Here is a 4,156-nt window from a genome sequence, read left to right on the forward strand (position 1 = left end):
TATCCACTAGGAAAAGAATAAGGGTTGACCTAAACAACTATTTTTAGGATTATTGAAATCAGCAAAAAAACGTCACCTATTAGGGGTTCATGTCAATGCAAAGGGTGAAATTGTTGAACTCAAAGATGCTGCTGATAAAGCTCTTATCGACAAAGACAATGCAGACAAGCAGTTCATTGCTAAAGATCTTTCTAACGATAAAGACCTTTCTGCTGCTCTTGACTCAACACCTGCTGCTACAGAAAATGCTCTTGAATTGGAACAGTTCAATGTAAATGAAACTGGTAACGGAACTTCAATCTGGTTCCAGTTCAATGCAATCCTTTCTAGTACATCTAAGGATCCAAACTACGGAAAGTACACACTTTACAGAAAGGCTACTGATGCTACAACTGCTGCTACTAAATGGGTAAAAGTAGGAGATACAACATATCTTATTCCTGCTACTCCTACTACTGCTCTAGGTACTGGAGAGGCTAAATTGCAGTATATCGATGTTGATGCTGCAGCTTCAGATGCTGACAAGAAAACCAACATAAAAGATGCTGTAATCAATGACTTCCGTCTTAGAAAACGCAAGGCAGCAATTGTTACTACAACTAGTGCTAAAGAATTTGACTATGCTAAAACTTCTGTATACAGACTTGTATGTTCAATTGATAACGTAGAGATATATTCTGCTCCTGTTACTGTAGAAGACAAGTTCCTTGATCTTAAAATTACTGAAGGTGCTAATGCTTTGACTCCTTCTGGATTCACAACAGAATCTCCTGTTACAGTAAAAACATATAAGTTTACTTCACCATGTTATATTGTTGATGTTACAAAAACTGTTCAAAGAGGAACTGCTGCTACTGTTGTAGAGTCTGGCAAGCGTCTTGGACCTACAAATGCAAGCAGAGTAAAAGTAGAGCTTAATGCAGCTCGCACTGAAATCACTCTTACAATTGATGATGAAACTACAGCTGGTACTGGTGATAAGATTATTCTTACTGCATTTGATGCTGCTGGTCAGTCAAAACAGTATATAATCGACTACAAGAACTAAGTTCTGTATCAAAACCTTATAAAAATGCCGTCTGAGCTTTTCTAAAGTTTCTTTCAGCATTATATAAGTGACAGGCTGCCCAATTTCCGGGCAGCCTGTTTTTTTTATATGTTGATGAGATAATGTATCCGTCAATTCTAGCAAAGTAAACAAAAGCGCCATGTAGCATTACACTTCCTCCAGAGGTGTAAAATGCAACAAACAAGAACAGATGAATTACCAGCATTTGGTAAGACATATACAGTTATTGCAGACATACCAGCGGTTAAGTTAAAAAATGCTAAAATTAACTTTTTACCAACAGAACCTAATTCTAAAATAATGAAAAAACTCGATTTTTTTAAGCAAAATATTGGAAAAGAAATATCTGTTTTGCTTGAAGAATCTGGGAAAAACAGTTTTACGCTATCGGTAAGATAAGAATAATGAATCAATCCGCCAATTCTAGCCATAAAAATTGACGGATTGATTTGTTCATTTCGTTACAGATACGGCTTCGCGGTCAAGTTCTTCTTTGAGCGCAAGCACTTGCTCCAATGGGAGGGAGACGGCTTGAGAAATTTGTTCTAATGAACCAAGGTTCATGCGGAGCAAATTCTTCGCATTTGCGATGGAGGTTTGCTGTGTACCTCGTTTCAAGCCTCGTTTTAAACCTTCTGCAAGAGCGATTTTCCTGGCTTCTGCAGCTCTCTCTTTTCCATATTCTTCTACGATTCTGCACATATTTCTTACTCCTTCTGTTTCCTGCTTGTGGTAGCGGACTTTTTCTGCTAGCTCGCTGTAATTCATTTCATCGGCATTTGGTGTGCAAAAATCATGCATCAGTTTGCCGAGCGCATCGTTTCCTCTGTATGAGCCATTCACATAAATTATATTACACCCATCGTCAAATGGCAAATATGTGCTGGCGGTTGAAGGCAGTTCGACTGTCTTTTTGATTTTGTAGAACGGTCGCCCCAGACCATAATAGTCATTCTCGGTTATGAAAATGATATACGTTTCGGGAAGCTCAGTGAAGTCCTGTTTCTTTTTGAGACTGTGACTGTCGAGCATCGCTTGATTGTAACGAACCCGCCTTGGTGAGGCCCCTTCGTCTGCTCTTTGGACTTCCACGTTGTACACTTTGCCTTTAGTGTCTTCCGCGAGAATGTCCAGCCGAACAGAGCGGCCGAATAGATTCCGCTTTTCTTCCTGTGTCGTGACTTTCTTAACGCGTAAGTCGTCACGGTTAAGAAGGATTCTCAGAAGAAATTCTGTGATTTCGTTGTCGCCGTCGAACACCACGGTCATAAAGTCATCGTCCATGAGTCGCATTGCTTGTATTCGTGCGAGCATTGCCGGATCGATTGTGTCGAAAATACTTGGCATGGTTTTCTTTTACCTCCATGCCTTATTACTTCCATTTTTTTTGCATTTTCGGCAATGCAAATACTCAATTGTCAGAATAATTATAAAACTGGACTGTATTAGTCAATAAAATATCCATTAATTCTAGCCTTGTAGAGGTCGAGGCCTTGAAGGTAAAACAGTGCATGGGCAGCCAGAACGTCTGTCCCGGAGCAACGGATTTGAGAAAGGGAGTCTCAGGACAAATATCCCTCTAGAAAATTGCCCTCCTGCGCATAGCCGCAGGAGAGTTTTTTGTTAATGCATAATTAAGATTTCGTTCTTGAGTGCCAGCACCTGCTCCAGAGGCAGGGAACAACATTTTGCAATTTTCTGTGGGGATAAATCGGTTTCAATGAGAAAGTTCTTCGCGTTGGCAATGGCATTCTGTCGTTCACCATCACTGTAGCCATCCTCGTAGCCTTCGGCACGGCGGTTGCGGTCATAGTCTTCCTGATTGAATTCTGTGAGAAGGTTTCCGACAATGTTCATCCGCTGCTCCTTAAAGTACCCCTCTAGAAAATTGCCCTTGATGGCAAAGTCCACGGCCTCGTTGATTGCTTTCTCCGGCTCCATTCTCTTGTCGAGGTTCGCCTTTACCCGGTCAACGAAGACACAGTAATGATACAACGACTCGCATTTTTTTTGAAGACTTTCGTTGTGATTTTTATTGATGTTGATTACAGTTGCCGTCCATTCGAACTCTTTGCTCTCATCTTTGAGCTCAAATAAATCAGAAAGCCTATATTTTACGATATCGTCTTGTTCCTGATGACCGTTGTAGAAGACAACAAACTTCGGCGAAGGGATTTTTATTCGCGCCCGGCCGAAAATGTCCAGATTCCGTTTGGCGACTTCCTTCTGGTAAAGCTGGGAGAAGTAAATCAGTCCCCTGAGTGGCATATTTGGATTTACCGTGGACTGCTGCTCGAAGAGGTGCATCTCCGAGTTTATCAGGAAGGACAGATCGTTCTTCATGGTGACGTAGATGACGTCATCAATCGTGGTAATCTCCAATGCTGAAATGTCGGTGTAGTTTTTGTCGCTAAGGGCGTTGTAAAGCGAGAGAAGCCAGCGTTTGCTCCGGTCGTCCTTGCCGCTGTAAATCGAGCGGAAGAGAGTGTCACGAAATGTCCTTTTCGTTGCGTCAATGCCTGGTAGGGTAGCTGATTTTGTTTTTACTGCCTTCTCCTGCATTTTCGTTCGATTCTTCTTGATTGCCTTTGTTTTCTTTTTCATATGAACTCCTTTTGTATTAATATGTGTAAGCTCTTTTTCCTTACACATATTAATTGCCAAAATTTTTTCGTTTTCGGCAATGCAATTGGAAAAAAGTCAGAATAATGCAAAAAAAAATTATAAAAAGGGGGCAAATTATTCAAAAACACCACAGCCCGCATACACGACAAGCTATCGTACATGCGGGCTGTTTTGTATAAATCGAATATTCGTGTCTGGAAAATTTTCAGTTTTTAACTTTCTGTTTTCAATTCGTCTTTGAGGGCAAGCACCTGGTCAAGTGGCAGGGAACAACCTTGAGCAATTGTTTCTGGTGTTACTCCAAGTTTTAACAGATTCTTCGCATTGGAAATGGAAGCCTGTTGTGCACCTTTTGCAAGACCTTCGGTTGAATTGTACCCCTTGTCAAGGACACATAAGAAGAAGGGATTAAAAAATCCGAAGAAAATTTTCAAATATCAGTAGGATTTTCTTTCTTTAGAG

5 protein-coding genes are annotated in these 4,156 nt (G+C 40.8%); 2 read left to right on the forward strand and 3 right to left on the reverse strand.

Going from position 1 to position 4,156, the window contains the following annotated elements:
• The first annotated feature begins 52 nt into the window (after nucleotides 1-52).
• The gene (locus HNP76_RS14185) at nucleotides 53-1,048 is read left to right on the forward strand and encodes a hypothetical protein (RefSeq protein ID WP_184661725.1); all 996 of its coding nucleotides are present in this window, start codon (nucleotides 53-55) and stop codon (nucleotides 1,046-1,048) included.
• Between the two features lie 192 nt (nucleotides 1,049-1,240).
• Nucleotides 1,241-1,468, forward strand: a complete 228-nt coding sequence (locus HNP76_RS14190; RefSeq protein ID WP_184661728.1) for a hypothetical protein — start codon at nucleotides 1,241-1,243, stop codon at nucleotides 1,466-1,468.
• 54 nt (nucleotides 1,469-1,522) lie between these two features.
• Here HNP76_RS14190 and HNP76_RS14195 read toward each other — a convergent pair whose 3' ends face one another.
• The 3 genes from HNP76_RS14195 to HNP76_RS14205 all read right to left on the reverse strand — a co-directional run bounded on the left by HNP76_RS14195 (nucleotide 1,523) and on the right by HNP76_RS14205 (nucleotide 4,128).
• Nucleotides 1,523-2,416, reverse strand: coding sequence for an Rpn family recombination-promoting nuclease/putative transposase (locus tag HNP76_RS14195; RefSeq protein WP_246462672.1), 894 nt, complete (start codon nucleotides 2,414-2,416; stop codon nucleotides 1,523-1,525).
• 276 nt (nucleotides 2,417-2,692) lie between these two features.
• Nucleotides 2,693-3,673: an RpnC/YadD family protein gene (locus tag HNP76_RS14200; RefSeq protein WP_184661730.1), complete on the reverse strand. Its 981-nt coding sequence runs from the start codon at nucleotides 3,671-3,673 to the stop codon at nucleotides 2,693-2,695.
• 233 nt (nucleotides 3,674-3,906) lie between these two features.
• Complete coding sequence (locus tag HNP76_RS14205) at nucleotides 3,907-4,128, reverse strand: hypothetical protein (RefSeq protein ID WP_184661731.1); 222 nt, start codon at nucleotides 4,126-4,128, stop codon at nucleotides 3,907-3,909.
• Nucleotides 4,129-4,156: the final 28 nt, after the last annotated feature.

It is taken from the genome of Treponema ruminis (assembly GCF_014201975.1).
Lineage (GTDB): Bacteria > Spirochaetota > Spirochaetia > Treponematales > Treponemataceae > Treponema_D > Treponema_D ruminis.

Coding starts and splice junctions, on each gene's coding strand:
- HNP76_RS14190 (WP_184661728.1), top strand. CDS start 1,241: ATGCAACAAACAAGAACAGATGAATTACCAGCATTTGGTAAGACATAT.
- HNP76_RS14195 (WP_246462672.1), bottom strand. CDS start 2,416: ATGCCAAGTATTTTCGACACAATCGATCCGGCAATGCTCGCACGAATA.
- HNP76_RS14200 (WP_184661730.1), bottom strand. CDS start 3,673: ATGAAAAAGAAAACAAAGGCAATCAAGAAGAATCGAACGAAAATGCAG.